Origin of the sequence: Candidatus Chryseobacterium colombiense, assembly GCA_029203185.1 — a bacterium.
In the GTDB taxonomy this organism is placed as follows: Bacteria; Bacteroidota; Bacteroidia; order Flavobacteriales; family Weeksellaceae; genus Chryseobacterium; species Chryseobacterium colombiense.
Window position 1 is genome coordinate 2,345,140 of the sequence record CP119310.1, and the last position, 25,683, is coordinate 2,370,822.

Here is a 25,683-nt window from a genome sequence, read left to right on the forward strand (position 1 = left end):
TTGCTAAAATCCGTTCCGAAATTAATCATTATTTTCGTAACCTTTATTATATAAACTTATGATGCAGGATTTTCTATTTTACTTAAACCTTGGCTGGGAACACATTATCTCATTGGATGCATTAGACCATCAGCTTTTTGTTTTAGCACTTATCGCGGTGTATTCCTACAGCGACTGGAAAAAAATTTTAGTTTTGGTAACCGCATTCACCATTGGGCATTCCGTTACTTTAGCTTTAAGTATTTTAGATATCGTGAGGGTTCCTTCAGCCTGGGTTGAATTTTTAATTCCGCTTACGATTGTTTTAACAGCTTTAGGGAATATTCTTATGAAAAATAAGAAACAGTCTCAAAGTAAACTCAATTATTATCTGGCTTTATTCTTCGGGCTTATTCACGGAATGGGATTTGCCAATACCGCAAGAGTGATGATTGCTAAAAGCCAGAGCATTGCATTACCTCTTCTAGGATTTAATGTAGGACTGGAAGTTGGGCAGATTGCCATCGTTTTAGGAATTCTCGTTCTGCTTTTTATACTTTTAAATCTATTTAAAGTCAATAAAAAAGACTGGATCTTATTTGTATCCTCTGGAGTTTTCGCTTTATCCTTAAAAATGACATTGGAAAGAATTCCTTTTTAGCCTTGAAACATTTTCAATTTTTCAGCTACTTATCATTATATTTGAAAATTAATTAAATCATTTCGGTTATGAAATTTAAAGTTTCAGCACTTTCAGTTCTTTTTTACATCGGTGCTTTTGCTCAAAACATTCAGAATAATCCGGGAAGCAATCACGGAAACAGATTTGAACAACTGGGAACTATTTTACCTACTCCCAATGTGTACAGAACCGCTTCAGGAGCTCCGGGACACGCTTACTGGCAAAACAGGGCAGATTATGACATCACTGCTTTTTTGGATGAAGACAAAAGAAATCTGAAAGGATCGGAAACCATTACCTATTACAATAATTCTCCGGATGATTTGGATTATATCTGGCTTCAGCTGGATGAAAACCAACAGTCTACCGTAAAAAAGGCAGACTTCCCCTTCTCTTCTACCCTTCCGAAAGCAGCCAACGATCAGCAGCTTAAAGCTTCCGAATTGCCTGTAAAAGATAACGGATATGGAGTAAATCTTGAAAAAGTAACCGATGCTTCAGGCAATCCGCTAAAATATACGGTCAACAAAACCATGATGCGCATTGATTTACCTAAAGTGCTGAAAAAAGGCGAAAAACTGGTTTTCAAAGTTGATTGGAATTACAATATCCCTAACCGAATGAAAATGGGAGGCCGAGGCGGCTACGAAAACTTCGCAGAAGACGGAAATGATTTGTATACCATGACACAATGGTATCCGAGAATGTGCGTATACAGTGACTTCCACGGATGGCAGAATCATCAGTTTACGGGAAGAGGAGAATTTGCCTTGGTTTTCGGAAATTTTAAAGTTTCAATGAATGTTCCTGCAGATCATGTTGTAGGAGGAACCGGTGAATGTAAAAACTACGATCAGGTGTTAACATCGGATCAGTTAGCGAGATACAACAAATCTAAAACTTCAGCGGAGCCTGTAGAAATTGTAACGCTTGACGAAGCTAAAAAAGCAGAGAAAAATCATTCAAAACAAAGAAAAACATGGAATTTTGAAGCACATGACGTAAGAGATTTCGCATGGACTTCTTCCAGAAAATTTGTTTGGGACGGAATGGGTGTTACCATTCCTGAAAACAACAATAAAGTAATGGCGATGAGTTTCTACCCCAAAGAAGCTTACGGATTATATAGAAAATTCTCTACAAAAGCCGTTGCACATACGATTAAAACCTATTCCGAATTTACGATTCCTTATCCGTATCCGGTTGCTCAGTCCGTAGAAGCATCCAACGGGATGGAGTATCCTATGATTTGCTTTAATTACGGAAGAACAGAAAAAGACGGAACCTATTCTGAAGGAATCAAAAACGGAATGTTGGGAGTTGTCATCCATGAAGTTGGACACAACTTTTTCCCGATGATCATCAACTCAGATGAAAGACAATGGAGCTGGATGGATGAAGGTTTAAATACGTTTACCGAATATTTAACGGAAGAAAAATGGGACAACAAATTCCCATCCAAAAGAGGACCGGCCTGGACGATCGTTGATTACATGAAACTTCCGAAAGATCAGCTGGAACCGATTATGAGTAATTCAGAAAATATTATTCAGTTTGGTCCAAATGCGTATTCAAAACCGGCAACCGGATTGAATATCCTTCGTGAAACGATTATGGGAAGAGAACTTTTTGATAAGGCTTTTAAAACCTATGCAAAAAGATGGGCATTCAAACATCCTGAACCTGCAGACTTTTTCCGTACCATGGAAGATGCGAGCGGTGAAGATCTGGATTGGTTCTGGAGAGGATGGTTCTACGGAACAGATCCTGTAGATATTGCCATTGATAAAGTAACCATTGCGACTCCTGATTTGGGAACAGCTCCAAAACAGGCTTCAGAAACTAAATACAAAGTCGACAAACCTTTACAGAATGAGTTTGAAGATATTTCAAAAGTCAGAAACAGAGAAGATAAAAATATCACCTTCTATGTAGAAAAAGATAAAGTTGCTCAGGATTTCTATTACAGATACGACAGAGGTCAGGAAAAAGTAGATACACAAAAAGAATATGTTTCTAAAACTGAAGGGACAGAACCTTTAACTGCAAAAGAAAAAGAGAAATTTAAAAATCTGACCGGTTATCAAATCGATTTCGTCAACAAGGGAGGTTTAGTAATGCCAATCATTCTTGAATTTACCTTTGAAGACGGAACAAAGCTGACTGATAAATCTTCTGCACAGATCTGGAGACAAAACGAGCAAAAAGTTTCCAAAACCTATTATTTTGACAAAAAATTAAAGTCAATTCAATTGGATCCGATGAGAGAAACAGCCGATATAGATACTTCAAACAATTTCTGGAGCAATGATAACGGAGCGGCTGAAGTTTCCAAATTCCAGTTATTTAAACAAAAAGAAAGCGGTAATGCAAGAGGCGCTTCCAATGGGAAAGTAAATCCGATGCAGGCTGCAGGAAACAAAAAATAAACAAAATAGGCTATCTCTTCCGATAGCCTATTTTTATTTAGAGTCCTAATTGTTTCATATACGTTTGATTGTCCCAGTATAAATATTCTTCACTCATTGTTCCGTTGTCATTCCAAATACTGAAAGTTGCCATTGGGAGTTTAAACTTTTTTCCGGTAGGCTTAATAAAGCCTCCTTTTCCATCTGGCATTGGCTCTGTAAAAGTTCCTTCCATTATTCCGGTAACAGCGGTAATATTTCCCTGTCCAACTTTGATAGGGTGAACCGAAATTCTAGTATCAGGAGCATATACAAACATAGCCTCCATATCTTCTATATGTTTTTTCAAGCCATTCGTTGTATGCCCGTCGGGAAAATGAACAATCACATCATCCGCATGACTTTCATGGAAACGTTTCCAGTCTCGTTTGCTAAAAACCTTGAAATCTAACGTATCAAATTTCGCCAAATTTCGTTTGATTATTTCATCTTCCGGCAGTTTATTGTTCATTCCACTGCTATCCGCTTTTACCTGTTCTTTCAGGCCGGTATTCATTTTCTTTTCACAACCTACAAACATTAATCCTAACATAGAAAAAGCAAATGAAAACATAAAAAACCGGATTATTAATTCTGTTTCTCTGTTTTTTTTCATGTTTATTAATTTATTTATACATTATAAAATTACGTTTTTTTTGATCACATATTATCAATACACTATTTATTTTTATGTGACAAATTTTCACTTTTACATAAAATCTTCTGCCATTTCAGCCAGCTAACTCCAATGGCACACATTTAGAGAATTTCAACACAGAAATAATTAAAAAATTAAATATATTATGTCAGTAAACTTTAAACCATTGGCAGACAGAGTTTTGGTAGAACCAATCGCTGCAGAGACTAAAACAGCATCAGGTATTATTATTCCGGACACTGCAAAAGAAAAACCTCAAGAAGGTACTGTAGTGGCAGTAGGTCCAGGTAAAAAAGATGAGCCTACAACTGTAAAAGTAGGTGACAAAGTTCTTTATGGGAAATATTCAGGTTCTGAATTGAAATTGGAAGGAAAGGATTATTTAATTGTAAAAGAAGGGGATTTACTAGGAATCATCGGATAAGATGCTTCTAGCTATTGGCTTTTGGCTAATGGCGTGACTGCATATAGATTAGCATGAGAGATTTTAAAAAGTTTGAAGTTTGGCAACTGAGCCATCAACTAACTTTAAAAATTTATAAAACCAGTCAAAGTTTTCCAAAGGAAGAAATGTTTGGCTTAACCTCTCAAATCAGAAGATCGTTTGCTTCAATCGGATATAATATTTCAGAAGGAAGCGGAAGAAATTCTGATAAAGAATTTGCTAATTTCATCAATATTGCATTAGGATCGTCCAATGAAGCCGAAAACCAATTAATTCTTGCTAAAGATTTAGGTTACATTAATGAAAATGATTATCAAAATCTTTTAAGCGAATTAACTATCTTAAAAAAGAAGCTTGTCACACTTTGGAACAGGCTCAACGGAAATTAAAATCAAATTATAAAATCAAACCGCGAATTGCTAAAGCCAAAAGCTAACAGCAAATCGCCAAAAGCTTAAAACAATGGCAAAAGAAATAAAATTCGATATTGAATCAAGAGACGCTTTAAAAAGAGGTGTTGATGCATTGGCTAATGCAGTAAAAGTAACTTTAGGACCAAAAGGGAGAAACGTGGTGATCGAAAAATCTTTCGGTGCACCTCACGTAACTAAAGATGGTGTTTCTGTTGCAAAAGAAATCGAACTTGAAGACAGAGTAGAAAATATGGGAGCTCAAATGGTAAAAGAAGTGGCTTCCAAAACTAATGATATCGCAGGAGACGGTACAACTACCGCTACTGTTTTGGCACAAGCTATCGTAAGAGAAGGTCTTAAGAACGTAGCTGCTGGTGCAAATCCAATGGACTTGAAAAGAGGAATCGACAAAGCAGTAACTGCTGTTGTTGAAAACTTGAAAACTCAGTCTCAGGCTGTTGGTGATTCTACAGATAAAGTAAAGCAAGTTGCTTCTGTATCTGCTAACAACGACGAAACGATCGGTGCTTTGATCGCTGAAGCTTTCGGAAAAGTTGGTAAAGAAGGAGTTATTACTGTAGAAGAAGCTAAAGGTATCGATACAACAGTAGACGTTGTAGAAGGGATGCAATTCGATAGAGGATATCAGTCGCCATATTTCGTGACTAATCCTGAGAAAATGTTAGCTGAACTTGAAAACCCATATATCCTTTTAGTTGAGAAAAAAATCTCTTCAATGAAAGAATTACTTCCGGTTCTTGAGCCAATCGCACAAGGTGGTAAATCTTTATTGATCATCTCTGAAGAAGTTGAAGGTGAAGCTTTGGCAACTTTAGTAGTAAACAAACTAAGAGGTTCTCTTAAAATTGCTGCGGTAAAAGCTCCGGGATTCGGAGACAGAAGAAAAGCAATGTTGGAAGATATCGCAATCCTTACAGGAGGAACAGTTATTTCTGAAGAGCAAGGTTTCACGATGGAAAACATTACGATGGATATGTTGGGAACTGCTGAGAAAGTATCTATCGATAAAGACAACACAACGATCGTAAACGGTGGTGGTGAAGAAAGCAAAATCAAAGGTAGAGTGACTCAGATCAAAGCTCAGATGGAAACTTCTACTTCTGATTACGATAAAGAAAAATTACAGGAGAGATTGGCTAAATTAGCTGGTGGTGTTGCCGTACTTTACGTAGGAGCAGCTTCTGAAGTGGAAATGAAAGAGAAAAAAGACAGAGTGGATGATGCACTTCACGCTACAAGAGCAGCAGTTGAAGAAGGTATTGTTGCAGGAGGTGGTGTTGCTTTGGTAAGAGCTATTGCTGCATTGGAAAACCTTACTGGTATCAACTCTGATGAATCTACAGGTATTAAAATCGTAAAAAGAGCAATCGAAGAGCCATTGAGACAAATCGTTGCTAACGCAGGTGGTGAAGGTTCTGTAATCGTTGCTAAAGTAGCGGAAGGAAGCGGAGACTTCGGATACAACGCTAAAACTGATGAATTCGTAAACATGCTTGAAGCAGGAATCATCGACCCTACAAAAGTAACAAGAGTTGCCCTTGAAAATGCAGCTTCTGTATCTGGAATGCTTTTAACAACTGAATGTGTTATCACTGAAGTGAAAAAAGACGAACCAGCTATGCCAATGGGTGGTGGAATGCCAGGAATGATGTAACAGCGTGTCGCTAAGACAATTTAATATATTAACCGTTCTGCTTTTGTGGAGCGGTTTTTTCGTTTTTTACGTTTTCCCATAAACAAGTATCATTCTTATATCTTAATTTAGTAAGAATTTAGAATTATCACATCATACCATTTACTAAAAAAACAATTATACTATGCTAACAATAGAAGAAATCATATCTAAAGGTAAATTATTACAAAAATTCCAAATTGAAGATGAATTTGAAGGATTTGATGATAATAAAATTTTTGAGTTTACAAACTCAGAATATTGGTTGCAAAAAGATTACAAATATTGGTATTATTATGCTTATAGACCAAGTGGAAAGATTTATGAGTATCTAAGCAGAACATATTTAACTATTGATAACCAAAATCAGTTTATAGAGGTCGAAAAAATTGAAATACAAGAATATACAATTATAAGTGATTTTAATGGTTGGAAAGGAGATACAATTTTTGAAATGGATAATGGTGAAATTTGGAAACAAGATTCATATGATTATGACTATAATTATTCATATAGACCTAAAGCCGCAATTTATGAGAACGGATTAAAAAGTATAATGATTGTCGAAGGTAAATCTATAGAAGTGAAAAGAATTAAATAATATATTTAAAAACGCAGCTTCTGTTTCTGGAATGCTTTTAACAACTGAATGTGTAATCACTGAAGTGAAAAAAGACGAACAAGCTATGCCAATGGGTGGTCGAATGCCAAGAATTATGTAGTAGCGAGTCACTAAGACAAGTTTATTATATAAACCGTTCTACTTTTGTGGAGCGTTTTTTTGTTTCTTGCGGTTTCCCGTAATTTAATCCTAATAAAATATCTTAACTTTAGTAAAAGTATGATCTGTACATCTCTAAATATATAGACTTGTAATACACATAAATTTAAAAATTAATAATATAATGACGAAATCAATACTAATTATTGGAACAAGTTATGCTGGTAAATCAACAACTGCAAAAGAAGTTTGTACATAACTTAAAACAACCAAAGTGTTTAGACTAAAAATTTCACAAGAAGAATTAGTTGATACCGAAATAGAAAATATTTTTAATACCACTTTTATTATTGAAGTAAATGGTAAACTTATTCTAATTGTTGCCGGAACAACAACTGAACAAGGCCTTAAACTTACAGTTATAATTGATGTTTGTATAAAGTTGAAACTTAATATATCTCTCGCCTTTGTATCAATGAGAAGTTTTGAAAGGAAAGAAGGATTTGACACAAAAAATTGTTGGAAGAAAGAATCTCTAGAATTAATGAAGAAGATTTTAGAAACTCAAAAGAATGGAAAAATAGAATTGAAAAAATAGTCAGTTTAATTAAAGAAAATATCTAATTATAACTACTCGAAAGGATTCGTGTGGCAATGGTGAATTGGCAGAATACCATAAAAAAGAAGCTGCAATTAATAAAACACTAGAATATATCATTTACTTGATTTGTAATTATAATACTACGCAAAACCGTATAATAGCTCAATTTTTATTCTGTAGTTTCACCTAAAATTAAATAATACATCTTTTAATGTCATAAATAAATACTATTTTCGTGAAAACTAATAAAAAGACCATGAATAATAATAAAAACATGAACAAATATTTACCTATATGTAATAATAAGTATTTAAACTACTCATGTTTAATTCTTATAGTTACAAGTGTATTAATTGTCATTTACAGCCTTAATACTACTAGTGTTGCAGAATATAGCAGAACTGTGTCATCTCTTATATTACTTCAGTTTTTATCATTTTTTGCTGGAAGTTTTCTAGGATTTCTTTTCGGATTCCCTTCTCATAACAATAATAATAATTTATTAGAAAAGTATCAGCGAAATTCTTCTTTAAAAGAAATAACAAGCTGGTTAACAAAAATAATTGTAGGTATTACTTTAGTTGAATTTAAAGACATTTTTAGATACTTAAAATATATTATTCATCACCTATCTTATTCATTAAGCAAAGACAACGGTCACACAGTTATTATTGCAGCTATTATAGGAACTTTTTTTATTTTAGGATTTATAGTATTCTTCATTTTATCTGTAACAACTATTTTTGAAGAGCTTGTGGTTAATGATAAAAACATAGAATCTATATTAGCAGGAGCAGCTATGAATTCAAACGAATTACATTTAGATAACGTTGATAAGGTTTTGGATTCTGACTTTACTAAAATGAATCCAAAAGAAAAACAAGAAATTTTAGAATATGTCGCAAAAAATGGCTTGGATAAATTAAATTATTTGATGACAAAAAGGTTGGCAAAGTTTTTATATGTTATTGAAGAATACAGTTCTGCTGCTGAAGCGTATGAAATTGCATATAATAAAAATAACGATGAAAAATACTGTTTATTAAACGCCTGTTATATCAATAGTAAGTTTTTGAAAGATTTTGATAACACAAATAAAAAACTACAAAACCTAATTGCATCCGCTCCTAATTTTGCACCTGCTCATTATAATCTGGCATGTAATTATTATAGAGAGTACTCGGAGTTCAATGATGAGCCAAAGACAGAATACATGGATGGATTAAAAGCCAAAGCGGAACGTTATCTTATTAAAGCTTTCCAACTAGATAAAGGTCTATATAGTTACGCTAAACAAGATGAGGCATTGCATGGCATAGATATTGACGATATATTTAAAAAATCCAAGATTAATGATAGTAATATAGATAATGATGATAATTAACATGTCTATGTTGCGTATTTAAAATATTTAATTAATTTTACACCATTAAACTAATCTTCAACTCAAAACCATACACTTATGAAAACACAAGATTTAATAACCATCTAATGATTAAATCAATTAATCGTTTTTATTAAAAAATACGCCTCCGTAATTGGGGGCTTTTTTATTTTGAAAAGAACAGATCAGTTTCTGCTTTTCTTCTGCGGAACAAACCTTTTAAAGTCTTTCCACTTGGTATCTAACCATTATATCGTGTGGATTTACCTTTTAGATTATAATGTTTAATTTATAATATAACCATACTAGAGAATTCGTGCGGTAACAGAGGGCAAATAATCCAGCAAATTATATCAAAAAATTCCAATTATTATCCCAAAAGTCCGCTTGGAATTGATAACAAAGAAAACAAGGAATATTGTGGATGAATTGAAAGAAATTGGAGGCTACAATAAAACGAGGAATTTGAGATTTAGGAAATGATTAAACAGATATATAAAATTTAGCTCAACAAACAAGACCGAAAAAGGAGCAGCAAATAGCAGAAATTTGGCAAATGTCTGGTTCAGTTCTAAATTCAACAGAAGTTCTTCACTGCACAAAGTCAGGAGACTTTGCACCAATAAAACCAGTCTATTAAAAAATAAGCTTCAAAGTCTGATGACTTTAGAGCTTATTTTATTTATCTAATCCAGAATAGTATTCCTCAAAAACAATATCAAATAATTCCTTGAAATGTGCTCTTAATCTAGTTGCAATTTCAACAAAAAGACGCTCCTGAGAGCAAGAAGTGAGAAACAATAGCCGAACCTATCCAGAAAAATTGACTAGTTCTGGTAAAGAAACCTCCAAAGCATTAGCTATTTCAAGCAAAGTATAAAGAGTAGGATTCACTTTACCATTTTCCAGTTTTTCAATAGCTTGACGATCTTTATTACAGGCACGGGCAAGATCAGACTGGCTCCAGCCTTTCTTTTCACGAAGGTTAATAATCCGCTTACCCAATTCTATCTTTAACTTCTCTCTGGTCATAAACCAAATGTCAGCTAATTTGTTGACAAATTTGTCATATAAAAATATGACAATTCGAAATTTAATTATATTTTTGTCGTATAATTATATGACAAATGATTAATTCAAGAAAACTTAAAATTCATACGAGATATCAAACAAGTACGGACAGGATGATAACTGTTCCGGAAATCCGGCTTAAAGGAAAATGGCTAGAAAAGCTGGGTTTTAAAGAAGGTCAAATGGTAGATATCACCCAAAAGAAAAACAAGCTTACAATAACTCTTAATAAAAAAGAGAAATGATAATGTAACCACTTTAAGTTTATTATTGGTATTTCATTACAAACTCGATATCTCATATTTCCAATCCATCACTTTTTCCTATCTTTAAAATCAAATCTCACCACCCTTGAAAACAAAAGCATTCCTCCTTTCATTTTTCGGCTTATTCTTTGCAAATGCGCAAACCCTAAATTTTAAACATCTTTCGGATATGTCTATGGGCAGAGGAGCTATCAGCAGTGTCATTGTAGATGATAACATCTATGTGAGCAATGGGTATAAAGACACTGATGGGAATGCAAACTTTATTGAGAAATACAGTATTAAAGATAACCGCTGGAGTATCATCAACTCTACGCTACTCCCCAAAAGATTCGCTAATTCGGAAACTTACGGTAATAAAATTTATATTTTTAACGGCTGGGGAAATAGCCATCTTGAAATTCTAGACCTTGCAACTCATAAAATAACAAAGGGAGCTGTTAATCATGCCTATACAGGAAATGCAGGTTCAGCCATCCATAATGGAAAAATATACGTGTTCGGCGGCAGTGGGTTAAACGGTGCTGCAACCACTGTATTTTCTGATAGATTCCAATATTATGATATTGCTTCAGATACATGGCATCCATTACCAGATATGCCCAAAGCCAGAGAAGCAAAAGGCAAAATTGTGAACGATAAGCTTTATGTTATTGGTGGTTTTAATGGTACATCATCCCATCTGGTCAATGTTTACGACCTCAACAAAAATCTTTGGACTGAGCAATATACGATGCCTGTTGGGATATCAGGTCATTCATTAGCAGTATCCGGTAATAAGATTTTTATTGCAGGCGGTTATAATAATCAAACTTTTTTAGCGTATTTCGATACAGAAACCAATAAATTACATCAATTATCTTCAAACATGATCCCGCGAAGACATGCTGCTGCGGAAATTTATAACAATAAATTATACATCATGGGTGGAAGTACAACATCTTTAACCAAATCAGCCATTAAAAGCATTCAGGTGGCAGATATTAGCGAAGAAGCCCTTTCCGCTAAAGAGACTAATGAAGATGTGTTCAAATCAAAAGTTTATACCAATGCTCAGAGAGACGGTTTTACGATCAGTAATAAAAACAACAGCAACCAGTTTGAATACATAGTCTATACAATGGATGGAAAAGAAGCCGGAAAAGGGTTTGCCTATTACAATCAAAATATAGATTTAACAAAAGTACCACGCGGAACGTATATTTTTACTTACAAAAATGAGAAAGGGGTTTTACAAAAGGTTAGGGTTATTAGATAAACCCATCAAAATTTTCTTGTTACTTTTCCATTCCAAAACAAATTCCTAAGTTTACAGGTTCTTCCAGCTTCAAAACACACTTTCACAATGGAAAACAAAAAAGAGAAAAAAATTCTGGATAACGGTCCATTCTACCACGGTACAAAAGCTGATTTACAAATCGGTGATTTGCTCAGTGCCGGATTTCAATCAAATTATTATCCAGAGATCATCATGAATCATATTTACTTTACTGCCTTACAAAACGGCGCCGGATTAGCTGCTGCACTGGCAAAAGGTGATGGTCATGAAAGAATTTATATTGTAGAACCCACAGGAGAATTTGAAAATGATCCTAACGTTACCGATAAAAAATTTCCGGGGAATCCTACCCGATCTTATCGAAGTAAAGAACCTGTAAGAATTGTCGGTGAAGTAACAGACTGGATCCGGTTAACAGACGAAGAGCTCCAAAACTGGCGGGAAAGAATCGCAAAGCTTCGGGAAAATCCGGATGCTGAAATTATCAATTAGAATCGCAATCGTAATACGCAATAAAACATTATCTAGCTTTGCTAAAATACACCAATGAAAAAAACCTTTGAATTCCTTAAACAATTAGAAAAAAACAACAATCGTGAATGGTTTGCCCAACACAAAACGGAGTATGATTCGGTTATAAAAGAAAACAAAACCTTTTTCAATCAGGTTTATAATGAGCTTCAGGAACATGATAATTTAAAAGGAATCCATATTTTCAGAATTTACAGAGATGTTCGCTTTTCTAAAGACCAGACTCCGTACAAGACGCATTTCGGAGTCGGATACTCCCGCTCAAAACCAATGCTGAGAGGAGGATATTACATCCAGTTGGAACCCGGCAACAGTTTTGTAGGAGGCGGATTTTGGGGACCCGATGCTAAAGACCTGCTCCGCATCCGTAAAGAATTTGAAATCAATACCGCAGAAATTGAGAAGATCACTTCAGACGATACATTCATAAAATATTTTAAAGAAATTAAAGGCGAAGCAGTAAAAACAGCACCGAGAGGATTTGATAAAGATCATCCCGCCATAGACCTCATCAGAAAAAAACAATATGTGGTCATGAGAAAATTTACGGGTAAGGAAGTGCTGTCTGATGATTTTCAAAAAGAAGCTGTTCTCACCTTATTAGCCATGCGTCCTTTTTTTGATTATATGAGCGAAGTACTGACTACGGATTTGAATGGGGAATCTTTATTTTAAAATATAAAACTGTTTAAGATTTCTACCTTGCTCAATCCCGCTTCTATTTTATTATTTTTATAACAGACTAAATCACCAAACAAAATATTGCACCCATGACAGATTATAATTTCTGGAATATCTATAAGAATGCTGATGTAACAAGTATCAATTAATATAGTATAAAACCGTTACGATTTTCAGAGTGTTTTTTGTTATATTCGGAAAATTATTTACGAAGCCTAAATCAATGACCATCCAAGATCAAATCCAGGAATATGTAACCAGCCTGCCTGAATCCAAACGCAGCGATATCCTAGAACTTCACAACATTATTTTGGAACTCATACCGGAATCTAAACTTTGGTTCCTGGATGGTAAAAATGAAGAAGGCAAAATAGTTTCCAATCCTAATATCGGTTATGGAGTCTATTCAATACAATACAAAGACGGAACTTCAAAAGAGTTTTATCAGATCGGGATAAGCGCAAATACAACCGGAATTTCCGTTTATATCATGGGGATTGATGATAAAAAATATTTACTCCAAACCTATGGAGAAAAAATAGGTAAAGCGAGTGTGACCGGATACTGTATTAAATTTAAAAAGCTTAACGATATTAATATTGACATATTGAAAGCCGCGATACAAGATGGAGTTAAGAGATCAGCATAAACAAAATATGAAAAACAAATTTTTATCTTCTATCCTTAAATACAAATACAGACTGATCTACCTTATATTCTTTGCATTCATCTCTTTTCTCTTTAATCCGAAACAAAAAGAGTACTACTTAGCAAAAGACATTCAAACTTTCCAAGAGAGTCATTATCTTACAATAGCTATGATGGGCAGTGGAATAATCATATGCATTATGCTAATTATTGGATTTTTGAAAAAATGTAAGTTTAATCAAATTTTGAACGTTTTCATTTTCGCTTTATTTACTTGTTTTACGATATTCTTCCTAATGCAAAACACCGTCACTTGTTTCTGTTTATTTATCAACAGATTAGGAACTAACAAAGAAATCATTGAGTCTTATGAAACATTTAATATCACAGATAAAAAATATTTTACAGCAGTAAATATCAGCCGACCGAATGACTTCATCGATGAGTCGGATTATTATAAATATTCCGGATTAAAAAACGCTTCAAAATTGAAAAGAGGAGATACAATCCGTTTACAATTTAAACAAGGATTGCTTGGTATTAATTACTTTGAAGCAGAATAACGTAATTCAATTTTCGGGGATTTTTTTGCTCTATTGATTCGTTGTACGTATTATTGTAAAAAATTATTTCCATGTACATTGAAGTTTCTCAGGATTTTAAGAGAAAAACTAAAGCGGCTGTATTTTCTATCGCCATTTTCGTTTTCATTTATATTCTTTTATTTCTATTGACAGTAGCTTTGGCTCTTGGCTGCATTGCCGGAGGAATTGCCATCATCGCCGCTAAACCAATGTTTATCACCCTTATGTTAGGTGCAGGTTTGGCAGGAACCGGACTTTTTGTGTTCTTTTTTATCATTAAGTTTTTATTTAAAAAACACATCAACGACAGAAGCGATCTTACCGAAATCAGAAGAAATGATGAACCCGAGCTTTTCCAAATGATCGACAAAATTGTACAGGAAGCAGGAACCAACGCTCCTAAAAAAGTTTACCTTTCTTATGATGTGAATGCAAGTGTTTTTTATGATTCAAGTTTCTGGAGCATGTTCTTACCCATTCAGAAAAATCTCACCATCGGAATGGGATTGATCAATACCACTACAAAACAGGAACTGAAAGCCATCCTTTCCCACGAATTCGGGCACTTTTCCCAACGTTCTATGAAAGTGGGAAGTTACGTATACAATGTTAATCAGATTATTTTCAACTTAGTCAATGATGACGAATCTTACCGCAACTCAGTAGAAAAGTTTGCAAGTGTAAGCGGCTATTTTTCAATATTTGCAGCCTTAGCATTGTTCTTTACCGGAAAAATCAAGTGGATTTTGGTAAAAATGTACAATTTTGTCAATATCCGTCACATGGCGCTTTCTAGGGAAATGGAATTTCATGCGGATGAAGTGGCCGCCAATATTGCCGGTTCACTGGCATTGGAAGAATCGCTTTTAAGGCTGGAACTTGCTGACAACTCTTATCAGAATGTCTTAAGCTTTTATGATAAAAGATATTCTAAAAATGAATCGAGTAAAAATATCTACCGCGAACAGTTTTTTGTCATGAATTTTCTTGCTGAACAAAGTGAAGTGGAATCCAAAAACGGACTTCCCAATATTCAGCTTTCGGAATCGGGATTATTCAATAAATCAAAACTCAATATTGAAAACCAGTGGGCTTCACATCCTTCTCAAAAAGAGAGAATCACTAAGCTCAGAGCTTTAAATATTGTAAAGGAACAGGATAATCTGCCTGCAAAAAATATTTTCAAAAACTTTCAGGAAACAGAAGAACAGATTACTTCAAAACTCTTTTCAAGAGTACAATACCAGAAACAAAAAAGCGATCTTGAATTTGAAGAATTTCAGTCCGAATTTGAACAACAATATCAGAAAGATTCGTTTGATAAAATTTTCAACGCATATTATGACAACAAAAACCCTGATTTCAAAGTAAAAGAAAGTGAACTCACTGATGAAATTTCTTTCGATGAGCTTTTCAGTAAAGAAAAAGTGGAATGGGTCTACACATTAATTGCTCTTGAAACTGATTTAAAAACTGTGGAAGCGATTTCAGGAAAAGAATATACTATTAAAACTTTTGATTACGACGGAAAAAAATATAAACAGAAAGAAGCTAAACATTTAATTCCAAAAATCCAGGAAGCCATCCGGGAGATCAAAGAAAAGATTCATCAAAACGACAATGACATTTATAATTATTTTATAAAAAAAACTGAAGATCAACAGAAAAGAGAAAATTTCATCCAGCTTTACAAAAATTTCGGAGCCTATGATACTGAATACGATGATCAATATAAGCTTTATATAGAGTTGATGAATGCTACTGCGTTTATGAATACGAAAACTCCATTCGAACAGATCAGGAAAAACTTCAGTGACCTGAAACCTCTTGAGGAAAAATTAAAAGATCAGATGACCGTTTTTTATCAGAACGAGATACTCATTAAAGAAATGAACGAAGAAGATATAAAAGACCTGAAATTCTACACAGAGAAAGAGCATCCTTATTTTAATAATAACGAATACATGGAACATAATCTGCAGCTTCTGATGAAAGCTGTCAATTACCTTCCTTATTTTCTTCACAGAAAATATTTTTACCATAAAAAAGAGCTTTTAGCATTCATGAAAGAACTGCAGGAACAACACTCTATGGCAAAAATATCCTAGAAAATACCGCTCTGAAAAATCAGAGCGTTTTTTTATCTTTATGTCAAATTGAATAATGAAAAACAACGAAAAAGTCTATGCCATCTCTTTTGCCTGAGTGTATCCACATTATATTGCCAAAGCAGAAAAGAAAGGCTGTATGTACCAAGGAAGAAGTGCATGAAATTATTTTTTGGTTAACAGGCTATGATGAAAAAAGTCTTCAGAAAATTTTAGAAAGTAAAATCGATTTCAGGACATTTTTTGAACAAGCTCCTAAAATTAATCCTAACGCATCTCTGATAAAAGGAATCATCTGTGGATATCGCATCGAAGAAATCGAAGAAGATCCCATGAGAAACATCCGCTATCTCGATAAGCTGGTTGATGAATTGGCAAAAGGAAAAACAATGGAAAAAATCCTGAGGAAATAAATGAGATTACTAAACAAAACAATTACAGCAATAATTATCTTTCTTTTACTTATAAATTGTCAGACGAAAAAAATTAATTCTCTGGGAGAATATGTAAGAATTAGTGAAGAAAGCAAGCAACATAATAATAATGAAGTGAATGCTATTCTTATCAAAGCTCGAGAACTTCGTAGTAAAAAAAATGATTTTATTGCTTACAAGAGCTATTCTATTGGAAGTATTAGATTAAATAAAATAGATTCCAACACTTGCCCTAATTGTAATCCTGATGATCCTCTTTTTTTGTTTTGGAATGAAAATGGTAAAGCATGGATTCAAAAATCTGATAACTGTGGAATATTCTTCCCGATTGAATTAAACAACTTTGAAATTACAGATTTTGTTAACGATAATTTCAAAACCATTAAATCTGAAAAAATAAAATATTATAGTACAGATAAAAATACATTTTCAATGATTGACCACTCTACATTCAAGCAATTTTTGATTGTTAAATCCGATATTGAAATTTATAATCATTTTGATCTTTACAACATGTCTAATAATCCTAAAAATATAAATTATAACTATAACAATAATTTAAAAATTGTAAAGCTTGATAATATGATTAAAAAGGAAATTAAAAAATTGGATTCTTTAAGTCTTTTTAAAAGAGATTTATCTCGATGCAATAGTCTCCAACAATAGATTATCTAATAAATACTGATGAATAAAAAGAGAAAATTACCTCAAGCCTTTTTAACTTTCCCACACCAACTTGTATGTCAAATTATTTCAATAATCAAATAATCTCTTCCTTACCTCAAAAAACTTCCCGAAATTAGCAGCCTGTGCGTTAAACAAAAAATTAATGAATTAAAAATTTAAACAGAACATACAGTAAAACTTAGTATAAGTTTTCTTCGGGGCAGGGTGAAATTCCCTACCGGCGGTTACAGTCCGCGACTCCTTTCTTTTTTGAGAGGACTGATTTGGTGAAATTCCAAAACCGACAGTTAAAGTCTGGATGGGAGAAGAAAATGGAACAATCAGTGAGGCTATTCCGATGGACTCATTGTGTTGTATTTCATTTCCATGTACCGAAGTGTATTTTAACTTTCAAAAGTAAAATAACATGGAAAAATTATTAGAAAAATTCGGAGCCAATCCGAAAGAACGTGTAGAAAATGCACTTCTGAAATTACAACAAGGCAAAGGAATCCTTTTAGTAGATGATGAAAACCGTGAAAACGAAGGCGACATTATCTTTCCTGCCTCTACCATCACAGAAAAAGATATGGCACTTCTGATCCGCGAATGCAGCGGAATCGTTTGCTTATGTATTTCTGAAGAGAAAAGTAAACACCTTAATCTACGTCCGATGGTGGAAACCAATAATTCTAAAAATCAAACCGCATTTACCATTTCTATAGAAGCCAGGGAAGGTGTAGAATCCGGAGTTTCTGCAAAAGATCGCGTCACGACCATTAAAGCAGCCATTGCAGAAAATGCTTTAGCAGAACATATTGCCAGTCCTGGGCATGTATTTCCTTTGGTAGCTAAAAAGAACGGCGTTTTTGAAAGACGTGGCCACACAGAAGGAAGTGTAGATTTGGTACAGCTAGCCAATCTGGGTAATGATGCTGTGCTTTGCGAATTAACCAACGAAGACGGAACCATGGCAAGACTTCCGGAAATCGTAGATTTCGCAGAAAAAAGAGAAATGACGGTAGTAACCATTGACGATATTTATCATTATCGTAAAATGATGATCAGTCAAAATTAAAATAAAGCTTTAACGCACAAAAAGGGCCGTTCAAAATATCTGAACGGCTATTTTTTGATTCATGATTAAAATTTATTTATGATTAAATAAAACACATTCTCATACACAAGTTTTTAATTATATTTAATGAAATTTCTGATTATGAAAAAAAACCTACTTTTTATCCTTGCGTTTTCAGGATTGTGCTCAGCACAAACTACCATCACCAAAGCATTTAACGATCCTCTTGTAGGAGACATCGTGAATAACTTTGTGGTCAACGGAACGGTTGATAATTCTGCAACAGGAGCCAATACAACCTTCAACAATGCATCTTTGACACAAGGAGCGGCGTCACAAGTGACTTACATAGCTCCTACTTCTTCTGAAATCAGTACCTATCCCGGATCTACGATTAAAATGAATGATTCCGGAAACTTCGTTTTATACAAAGCTACGGCAACCCAGCTTGAAATTACAGGAGTGATCACTCCTACTGCCACTTTAAATTTTGCCGCTGATAACGGAACGTTTATTACTTACCCTGCAAGTTTCGGATATTCAAATACCGATACTGCGAAAGGAACTTTTACCTCAACAGCAGCTTCGGGATTATTTAAAGGAACCATTGTCACTACGGCAGATGCCTCAGGAACTCTTCTTGTAGGCCCGAAAACGTATACTAATGTTTTAAGGATAAAATCTGTACAGAATTTCAACTTATATCAGTCTACAGACACCAATTATCTTTTCCCTATCGGAAGTGTGATCAATACATCATACACTTATTTTGACAGTACTCATAAATTTCCGTTGCTAAGCTCTACCAACGGAACACTCAGCGTACCGTTATTGAGCATCAATCAAACAACAACCGGAGCGCAGGCTCTCAATGAAGTTTTTTTAGCGGTAAATGACAATGTAATTAAAAAGCAAAGTTTTAAAATATATCCGAATCCTGCACAAGATTTTGTTGAATTTGCCGGAGACTCCAACAATTATTCAACAGCAAGAATCTACAGTCTGGATGGAAAACTGGTAAAAACTTCCGATATCAAATCCGGAAAGATTCAGATTTCAGAATTACCCGCTGCAGCTTATTTCATTGAAATTTCAGGGAAAGATTCAAAAACAGAAATCACTAAACTTATAAAAAAATAGAAAGTTTGATAAACAGTAAATATTTCAGTGTTTCTGTTTCTCAAAACCTTATAATATAATAAGTTTGCCTGTTTTTTGCATTCTGTTTTAATACACACACTTAAAATATAAAGTCATGAAAAAATATTTCATTCTGCTTCTTTGTTTTATTTTTTCGGGAATAAACGCACAGGAAGAATCGGGAGCTGTATCTTCAGAAAGGATGAATATCGTCAAAACGAATGTTACGGCATATGCTTTCAGGAATATTAATCTTTCTTATGAAAGAGCCTTTAACAAATGGTTTTCAGTCAATATGGGATTCGGTACGATGCCGGAAGGAAAAGTTCCTTTTATCAATTCTTTTCTGAATGATGAGGATGAAAAAAAATTTCAAAACCTTGAAGTAAAAGCTTTTAATTTCACCATAGAACCCCGTTTCTATATCGGGCACGGATATGGGAAAGGATTTTATTTTGCGCCGTATTACCGTTATTCAAAAGTTACATCCAACACCTTCGATTTTTATTATGATTACAGACTGAATGGAAATACCTTCCGAATTCCGATAAAAGGATTCGGAAACACCAACGGGAACAGTGGTGGCTTAATGGTGGGAGTACAATTCTTTCTCACCAGAAAACAAAACTTAGTATTGGATTTTTGGATTGCCGGAGCCCATTACGGAGCCGGAAAGGGAGACTTTACCATGACCAGCGATGTTATTTTAACACCCGATATGCAGGCTCAACTGAAAAAAGAAATCGAGGATCTTAATATTCCTTATGTAAAATATACCGTAGAGACCAACTCCAATGGAGCCAGAATCAAAGTAGACGGTCCATGGATTGGCTTCAGAAGCGGATTGTCTTTAGGATTTAAATTCTAGAAAATTTTATTTACATATTTTTTGAAACCGTTCTTTTTACAGAGCGGTTTTAATTTTTAACAAAAAATAAATATCTTTCCCTTATGAATTCATCACAAATCACCACCACGCAAAGAATCAAAGCCATTGTAGGCGGATCGATAGGAAATCTGGTAGAATGGTATGACTGGTATGCGTATGCTGCATTTGCCATTTATTTTTCCAATTCATTTTTTCCGGATTCGGATCTTACGGCGCAACTTTTAAATACTGCAGGAATTTTTGCAGTCGGTTTTCTGATGAGACCTGTAGGAGGATGGCTTTTCGGGAGTATTGCCGATAAAGTTGGAAGAAAAAGAGCAATGACACTGTCTGTTTTACTAATGTCTTTTGGTTCTTTACTGATTGCTTTAACTCCAACCTATAAAACGATCGGAGTTTTAGCCCCACTTCTCTTGCTAGTTGCAAGACTATTACAGGGATTAAGCGTTGGAGGAGAATATGGAGTTTCCGCAACCTACCTTAGTGAAATGGCCACCAATGATCGAAGAGGATTTTATTCAAGCTTTCAATATGTCACTTTAATTGGCGGACAGCTGATTGCTTTGGGAATTCAATTGATTTTACAAAAGCTATTATTAACAGAAGCTCAGCTTGAAGATTGGGGATGGAGGATTCCTTTTGTGATCGGAGCACTACTTTCTGTGATTGCTTTATATTTAAGATCAAATCTTCATGAAACGGAAGCTTTTGAAAATAAAAAAGAAGTTAGTGAAAAGAAAAAAGGTTCTGTCAAAGAACTTTTAAAGCATCCTAAAGCCTTATTAACGGTTGTAGGATTAACCTTAGGCGGAACGTTAGCTTTTTATACCTACACCACTTATATGCAAAAATTTTTGGTAAATACCGTTCATCTTACCAAAGAAGAATCGACTCTTGTTTCTTTTATCTCGCTCTTTATTTTTGCTTGTTTGCAGCCTGTTTTCGGAGCTTTATCTGATAAAATAGGAAGAAGACCTTTATTATTAAGTTTTGGGATTCTAGGCACTGTTTTCACTTATCCCCTTCTGAATGCTTTAAGCCATACCACTTCAATGTGGGGTGCCTTTTTCCTAATCATGTCCGCGTTAATTATTGTAAGCGGATATACTTCAATCAATGCCGTGGTAAAAGCTGAACTTTTCCCATCTGAAGTAAGAGCTTTAGGAGTAGGATTACCATATGCTTTAACGGTTGCTATCTTTGGAGGAACGGCAGAATATATTGCACTATGGTTCAAACAGGCCAATGTGGAACATTATTTTTACTGGTACATTACTGCGTGTATCTTCTTCTCAATGGTAGTCTATTCAAGAATGAAGGACACTAAAGAAACTTCCACTTTAAATAAAGATTAAATCTAATATTAACAATAAAGCGGGCGGCTCAGATTCTCTGAGCCGCCCGCTTTATTGTTAATGATAAGCTTGTTTAAACTTCTCTAAAATATTGTCTAAATTATGCCTCTGCACATACACGCTCTTTACATCTTGGTACCTTGGTGACTTATAAAAAACTTCATGGAAATCCATACTCCCGTTTCCTACTTTTATTACTTTCTGCACATCAATATTCAATTTTCTAAGCTCATCTTTAAAAACTTGAAATTCATCCTGTATATTCTTCATCTATATTTTGGGTTTAATTAAAAAAACAGTTAATTTTATTTCAAACACCCTGCCATTTTAGTGGGTGATGTCTGAAATTTTCATTAAAGTTAATAAATTCATCCAAATAATCATAAGATTTTGTTAACAAAATGTAAAAATAAATGAAAAATAACAACCTTTTTCATTATATCCATGCACATTCCCTATATTTACCCCTGAAAGAAACCCTTTTCCACTTATGAATAGTAAAATATTTTTCATTTTATTTCTTCTGAATGTATTTTTAAATCTGCAGGCTCAGAAACAAGAGTTTCAGGCTCCAGATTATACTCTGATCAAAAAGAATATAGAAGATAAAACCTCAGAATTTTATTATCCCCGTGTTCTAAAAAGACTGAAAGAGAATGATACCCTTCTTACCAATGAGCATTACAGGCATCTTTATTTTGGTTTTATTTTCCAGAAAAACTATAAACCTTATAAAATCAGTAAGAAAACTGATGAACTGAAAAAGTTTTATCTTGGTGAGGTTACTGAGAAAGATTTTCCAAAGGGGATTAAACTTTTCACAGAGGAGTTGGAAGAGAATCCATTTAATCTTCGCGCCATGAATTACTTATCATACCTTTATCACCTCAACAAAGATGAGGTTACAGCCAAGAAGATGTCCAAAAATTTTCACGGTTTGCTGGATGCTATTTTGTCTTCCGGTGACGGTCAAAAATGCGAGACAGGATTTCATGTGATTGCAGTACCGGATGAGTATGTTCTGTTAAATATGTTTCAGATGGAAACCCGGTCCCAAAGCTACTCAGGAACATGTGACTATTTAGAATTTGAAAAAGATAAATACAAGGTTCCCGGTTTATATTTTGATGTAAGTATTTTTTACGGAAAATTTTAAGAAATAAATAAAAATTAAAAAGGTTAAAATCAGTGTTGATTTTAACCTTTTTTGTATCTATGAATGATCATTTACTTTAATTCCTCAGTCTCTTCCACCTCATGTCTCAACTGAGCTTTATACAGCGTCGCATAATATCCGTTTTTATCTAAGAGCTCCAGATGTTTTCCTTCCTCAACGATTTTTCCGTGTTCCATTACAATGATTTTATCTGCTTTTTCGATGGTTGAAAGTCGGTGTGCAATAATAATTGATGTTCTGTTTTTTGTAATCTTTTCCGTTGCTCTCTGAATTAATTTCTCACTTTCATGGTCAATAGAAGAGGTCGCTTCATCCAGGATTAAAATTTTAGGATCAGATAAATAAGCTCTTAAGAAAGATAATAACTGCCGCTGTCCCAGTGAGATAGATGAACCTCTTTCGCTCACCACATAATCGTAACCTCCGGGAAGCTGTTCAATAAACTGATCCACTTCAATTTCTTTTGCCCCTGCTTTTATTTTATCTAAAGTAATCGTATCGTCACCGAACGCAAGATTTTCAAAAATACTTCCGTGGAACAGGAATACATCCTGCAATACAACACCAATATGACTTCTCAGATTGTATAATTCGTAATCTTTAAGATTAACATCATCAATAAGAATATTTCCTGAATTAATATCATATAACCTCGTAATCAAGCTGATAATGGTAGATTTTCCGGCTCCGGTTGCTCCTACAATCGCTACAGTCTCTCCTGGATTTACTTTGAAATCAATTCCTTTTAAAACTTCCTGCTTATCATCATAAGCAAAACGAACATTCTGGAACTCAATTTTTCCGTCAAAATGATCTTTTTTTACCATTCCTGTATTAGACATGGCGTAATCCTCATCCATCAATCCCAATACTCTTTCCGCTCCTACAATACCCCTTTGAATATTATTAAATCGATCCGCAATCTGTCTTAAAGGACGAATCAACATCGAAATATATTGAATAAATGCAATGACAACTCCCGCACTGATGGTAATATAACCTCCGTAGAAAAGGATAAATCCGATAAAAAGTGAAGAAATAAGCTCTACTACAGGAAAGAACAGTGAGAAAATAAATACCGTTCTCAATAACGCTTCTTTCAGAGTAATATTAATATCATCGAATTTCTTAAACTCAGATTCCTGCCTGTTGAATACCTGAATAATAGACATTCCGGCCAATCTTTCCTGAACAAAAGAGTTCTGATTGGCTGTCCAGTTCCTTTCATCACCAAAAGCTTTCTTCAGTCTCTTCTGAAAAAATCTTGTGATAATAACCATCAAAGGTAAAATTGCTAATGTAATATAACTCAGGTGAACATTTGTGCTGAACATCATCACCAGCACAAAAACAATCCTCAACACATCTCCGAAAACCATCAGGAATCCGTCTGTATAAACTGTTGCAATCGTTTCAACATCACCTACGGCTCTTGTTACCAGCTGTCCGATCGGAGTTTTATCAAAAAATGACGTTTTAAAATAGATAAGCTTACTATAAAGTCTTTCTCTGATATCTCTGATTACATTTTGTGAAATATAGTTGGAGAAATAAACCAGGAAAAAATTCAGAACCGTTTCTGCAAAAACCAAACCTACCAGTAAGTAGATATGCTTCATCATCAGAGCTTTGTCTCTTAGTTTCGTGATATCATTATCCACAACCTGCATGGTAAGATAAGGTCTATACGTGGAAACCATTGCCAGTAAGATAGAGATAATCAGCGTAATGATGAACCAAGAACGAAACTTCATCCCGATAAAGAACAGCCTCTTGATAATTTCCCAGGTATCTTGTTTTTTCATTGTACGAATTGAAGAAAGAATTAAAATAAAATTCTTTGCAAAAATAAGACTTTCAAATTTCTCAGCCTTTACAACTTCATTAAATACTCATGAAAATTTCAGATAGCTGTTATTTATGGTATGAATATCATTAATTAACTTTTTTCAGCCAGTCCAGAACATATCCAGCGACTTCTTCCCAGCCTTTTTCACCTGCTATAAAGTGGCTTCTTCCCGGAAACACCTTAAAGTCGACAATGCTGTTTTTATCTTGATATGCACCTGCAATTTTTCTTGAAAATTCTGCCGGAAAAATATGATCATTTCCACCAGCAATGAACAGTAAAGGCTCGTGAGGTTTCTTTAAATCTAATTTTGCAGAAGATTTAAACAATGGATCTTTTGCCAGTTTTCTGCTTTCAGGAGCTGCTACCGTTTCATACAATTGATCGCTCTCTTCTTTAGAATAATTATTGAAAAAAGCTTTATGATACCATTCTTTTGAACCCATAAACACCGTATTTCCTTTAAAGAAATTCACTACAGGCCAAACGATTTTCACTGTAGAAAAAGGAGCCATTACATTTTTGGGAGGAGCTCCGTCAATGCTTACACCCGCAACTGCTTTTCCCATATCAATCAGTTTCTGAACCATCAAACCTCCGAATGAATGCCCAATGACAATTGGTTTTTCAGGTAATGTGTCGATAAATTTGGATATATAAGCAACCACATCATCAAACCCGACATCTTTCAAGTCTGACGGAATGTTCTTTTTCAATTCTTTCGGATCACCATGATGTCCCGGATTGGCAGGAGTGTGTACAGTGTACCCTTGTGCTTCGAAATAAGTTTTCCATTCTTTCCAGCTTGTATTATTCACAAATAACCCATGAATCAATACGATAGTTTTTGTTTTCATAACTTTTATTTTTTATTGGTTTTAAATTATGAGACAAAGTTCCGCGA

Annotated in this window: 26 protein-coding genes, 1 pseudogene and 1 riboswitch; of the genes and pseudogenes, 22 read left to right on the forward strand and 5 right to left on the reverse strand. The window is 34.3% G+C overall.

Translation table 11 applies throughout. The annotated features are described in order from the left end of the window. Positions 1 to 61 precede the first annotated feature (61 nt). Together P0Y62_10410 and P0Y62_10415 are read left to right on the forward strand one after the other, a co-directional pair. On the forward strand, positions 62 to 640 hold the full coding sequence (locus P0Y62_10410; protein WEK71799.1) for a HupE/UreJ family protein: 579 nt from the start codon (positions 62 to 64) through the stop codon (positions 638 to 640). A 68-nt stretch (positions 641 to 708) separates the two neighbouring features. Beyond that, positions 709 to 3,090, forward strand: coding sequence for a M1 family metallopeptidase (locus P0Y62_10415; protein WEK68281.1), 2,382 nt, complete (start codon positions 709 to 711; stop codon positions 3,088 to 3,090). A 37-nt stretch (positions 3,091 to 3,127) separates the two neighbouring features. On the opposite strand, the gene P0Y62_10420 is transcribed toward P0Y62_10415, so the two are convergent. Beyond that, a complete protein-coding gene (locus tag P0Y62_10420; GenBank protein WEK68282.1) occupies positions 3,128 to 3,724 on the reverse strand; it encodes an ester cyclase in 597 nt (198 codons plus the stop codon). 187 nt (positions 3,725 to 3,911) lie between these two features. On the opposite strand from P0Y62_10420, the gene P0Y62_10425 reads away from it, so the two are divergent. The 6 genes from P0Y62_10425 to P0Y62_10450 all read left to right on the forward strand — a co-directional run bounded on the left by P0Y62_10425 (position 3,912) and on the right by P0Y62_10450 (position 9,023). After that, positions 3,912 to 4,190 (forward strand): co-chaperone GroES, encoded by a 279-nt coding sequence (locus tag P0Y62_10425; protein ID WEK68283.1) that lies wholly within the window; start codon positions 3,912 to 3,914, stop codon positions 4,188 to 4,190. A gap of 53 nt (positions 4,191 to 4,243) precedes the next feature. After that, positions 4,244 to 4,600, forward strand: a complete 357-nt coding sequence (locus P0Y62_10430) for a four helix bundle protein (protein ID WEK68284.1) — start codon at positions 4,244 to 4,246, stop codon at positions 4,598 to 4,600. 73 nt (positions 4,601 to 4,673) lie between these two features. Beyond that, a complete protein-coding gene (gene groL / locus P0Y62_10435; protein WEK68285.1) occupies positions 4,674 to 6,299 on the forward strand; it encodes a chaperonin GroEL in 1,626 nt (541 codons plus the stop codon). 163 nt (positions 6,300 to 6,462) lie between these two features. Then, positions 6,463 to 6,918 (forward strand): hypothetical protein, encoded by a 456-nt coding sequence (locus P0Y62_10440; protein WEK68286.1) that lies wholly within the window; start codon positions 6,463 to 6,465, stop codon positions 6,916 to 6,918. Between the two features lie 394 nt (positions 6,919 to 7,312). After that, positions 7,313 to 7,636, forward strand: a complete 324-nt coding sequence (locus tag P0Y62_10445; GenBank protein ID WEK68287.1) for a hypothetical protein — start codon at positions 7,313 to 7,315, stop codon at positions 7,634 to 7,636. A gap of 259 nt (positions 7,637 to 7,895) precedes the next feature. Further along, positions 7,896 to 9,023: a hypothetical protein gene (locus P0Y62_10450; protein ID WEK68288.1), complete on the forward strand. Its 1,128-nt coding sequence runs from the start codon at positions 7,896 to 7,898 to the stop codon at positions 9,021 to 9,023. A gap of 810 nt (positions 9,024 to 9,833) precedes the next feature. Here the strand turns inward: P0Y62_10450 and P0Y62_10455 are convergent. Then, positions 9,834 to 10,055: a helix-turn-helix transcriptional regulator gene (locus tag P0Y62_10455; GenBank protein ID WEK68289.1), complete on the reverse strand. Its 222-nt coding sequence runs from the start codon at positions 10,053 to 10,055 to the stop codon at positions 9,834 to 9,836. A 95-nt stretch (positions 10,056 to 10,150) separates the two neighbouring features. On the opposite strand from P0Y62_10455, the gene P0Y62_10460 reads away from it, so the two are divergent. The 13 genes and pseudogenes from P0Y62_10460 to P0Y62_10520 all read left to right on the forward strand — a co-directional run bounded on the left by P0Y62_10460 (position 10,151) and on the right by P0Y62_10520 (position 21,753). Further along, positions 10,151 to 10,339, forward strand: coding sequence for a SymE family type I addiction module toxin (locus P0Y62_10460; GenBank protein WEK68290.1), 189 nt, complete (start codon positions 10,151 to 10,153; stop codon positions 10,337 to 10,339). A gap of 190 nt (positions 10,340 to 10,529) precedes the next feature. Continuing rightward, on the forward strand, positions 10,530 to 11,618 hold the full coding sequence (locus tag P0Y62_10465) for a kelch repeat-containing protein (protein ID WEK68291.1): 1,089 nt from the start codon (positions 10,530 to 10,532) through the stop codon (positions 11,616 to 11,618). Between the two features lie 87 nt (positions 11,619 to 11,705). Next, positions 11,706 to 12,131 (forward strand): NAD(+)--rifampin ADP-ribosyltransferase, encoded by a 426-nt coding sequence (gene arr / locus P0Y62_10470; GenBank protein WEK68292.1) that lies wholly within the window; start codon positions 11,706 to 11,708, stop codon positions 12,129 to 12,131. Between the two features lie 54 nt (positions 12,132 to 12,185). Further along, positions 12,186 to 12,845, forward strand: a complete 660-nt coding sequence (locus P0Y62_10475; protein ID WEK68293.1) for a DUF2461 domain-containing protein — start codon at positions 12,186 to 12,188, stop codon at positions 12,843 to 12,845. 229 nt (positions 12,846 to 13,074) lie between these two features. Then, positions 13,075 to 13,500 (forward strand): DUF1801 domain-containing protein, encoded by a 426-nt coding sequence (locus tag P0Y62_10480; protein WEK68294.1) that lies wholly within the window; start codon positions 13,075 to 13,077, stop codon positions 13,498 to 13,500. Positions 13,501 to 13,795: 295 nt separating this feature from the next. Continuing rightward, the gene (locus tag P0Y62_10485) at positions 13,796 to 14,062 is read left to right on the forward strand and encodes a hypothetical protein (protein ID WEK68295.1); all 267 of its coding nucleotides are present in this window, start codon (positions 13,796 to 13,798) and stop codon (positions 14,060 to 14,062) included. A 71-nt stretch (positions 14,063 to 14,133) separates the two neighbouring features. Beyond that, a complete protein-coding gene (locus P0Y62_10490; GenBank protein ID WEK68296.1) occupies positions 14,134 to 16,191 on the forward strand; it encodes a M48 family metallopeptidase in 2,058 nt (685 codons plus the stop codon). A gap of 97 nt (positions 16,192 to 16,288) precedes the next feature. Further along, positions 16,289 to 16,604, forward strand: a pseudogene (locus P0Y62_10495) (DUF2200 domain-containing protein). Further along, complete coding sequence (locus P0Y62_10500) at positions 16,605 to 17,291, forward strand: hypothetical protein (GenBank protein WEK68297.1); 687 nt, start codon at positions 16,605 to 16,607, stop codon at positions 17,289 to 17,291. A 207-nt stretch (positions 17,292 to 17,498) separates the two neighbouring features. After that, positions 17,499 to 17,626: riboswitch (FMN riboswitch) on the forward strand. A gap of 92 nt (positions 17,627 to 17,718) precedes the next feature. Continuing rightward, positions 17,719 to 18,369, forward strand: coding sequence for a 3,4-dihydroxy-2-butanone-4-phosphate synthase (ribB, locus tag P0Y62_10505; GenBank protein WEK68298.1), 651 nt, complete (start codon positions 17,719 to 17,721; stop codon positions 18,367 to 18,369). 141 nt (positions 18,370 to 18,510) lie between these two features. After that, complete coding sequence (locus P0Y62_10510) at positions 18,511 to 19,509, forward strand: T9SS type A sorting domain-containing protein (protein ID WEK68299.1); 999 nt, start codon at positions 18,511 to 18,513, stop codon at positions 19,507 to 19,509. 115 nt (positions 19,510 to 19,624) lie between these two features. Further along, positions 19,625 to 20,377 carry a DUF3575 domain-containing protein gene (locus P0Y62_10515; protein ID WEK68300.1) on the forward strand — a complete coding sequence of 251 codons (753 nt, stop codon included), beginning with the start codon at positions 19,625 to 19,627 and terminating at the stop codon, positions 20,375 to 20,377. A gap of 83 nt (positions 20,378 to 20,460) precedes the next feature. Continuing rightward, the gene (locus tag P0Y62_10520; GenBank protein ID WEK68301.1) at positions 20,461 to 21,753 is read left to right on the forward strand and encodes an MFS transporter; all 1,293 of its coding nucleotides are present in this window, start codon (positions 20,461 to 20,463) and stop codon (positions 21,751 to 21,753) included. A 57-nt stretch (positions 21,754 to 21,810) separates the two neighbouring features. Here the strand turns inward: P0Y62_10520 and P0Y62_10525 are convergent, their stop codons facing one another. Then, the gene (locus P0Y62_10525; protein ID WEK68302.1) at positions 21,811 to 22,023 is read right to left on the reverse strand and encodes a hypothetical protein; all 213 of its coding nucleotides are present in this window, start codon (positions 22,021 to 22,023) and stop codon (positions 21,811 to 21,813) included. Between the two features lie 220 nt (positions 22,024 to 22,243). Here P0Y62_10525 and P0Y62_10530 point away from each other — a divergent pair, with 220 nt between their 5' ends. Next, a complete protein-coding gene (locus P0Y62_10530; GenBank protein ID WEK68303.1) occupies positions 22,244 to 22,909 on the forward strand; it encodes a DUF4919 domain-containing protein in 666 nt (221 codons plus the stop codon). A 71-nt stretch (positions 22,910 to 22,980) separates the two neighbouring features. Here the strand turns inward: P0Y62_10530 and P0Y62_10535 are convergent, their stop codons facing one another. Both P0Y62_10535 and P0Y62_10540 read right to left on the reverse strand, forming a co-directional pair. Next, positions 22,981 to 24,735, reverse strand: coding sequence for an ABC transporter ATP-binding protein (locus P0Y62_10535; protein ID WEK68304.1), 1,755 nt, complete (start codon positions 24,733 to 24,735; stop codon positions 22,981 to 22,983). Between the two features lie 130 nt (positions 24,736 to 24,865). Beyond that, positions 24,866 to 25,636 (reverse strand): alpha/beta hydrolase, encoded by a 771-nt coding sequence (locus tag P0Y62_10540; protein WEK68305.1) that lies wholly within the window; start codon positions 25,634 to 25,636, stop codon positions 24,866 to 24,868. Between the last annotated feature and the right edge of the window lie 47 nt (positions 25,637 to 25,683).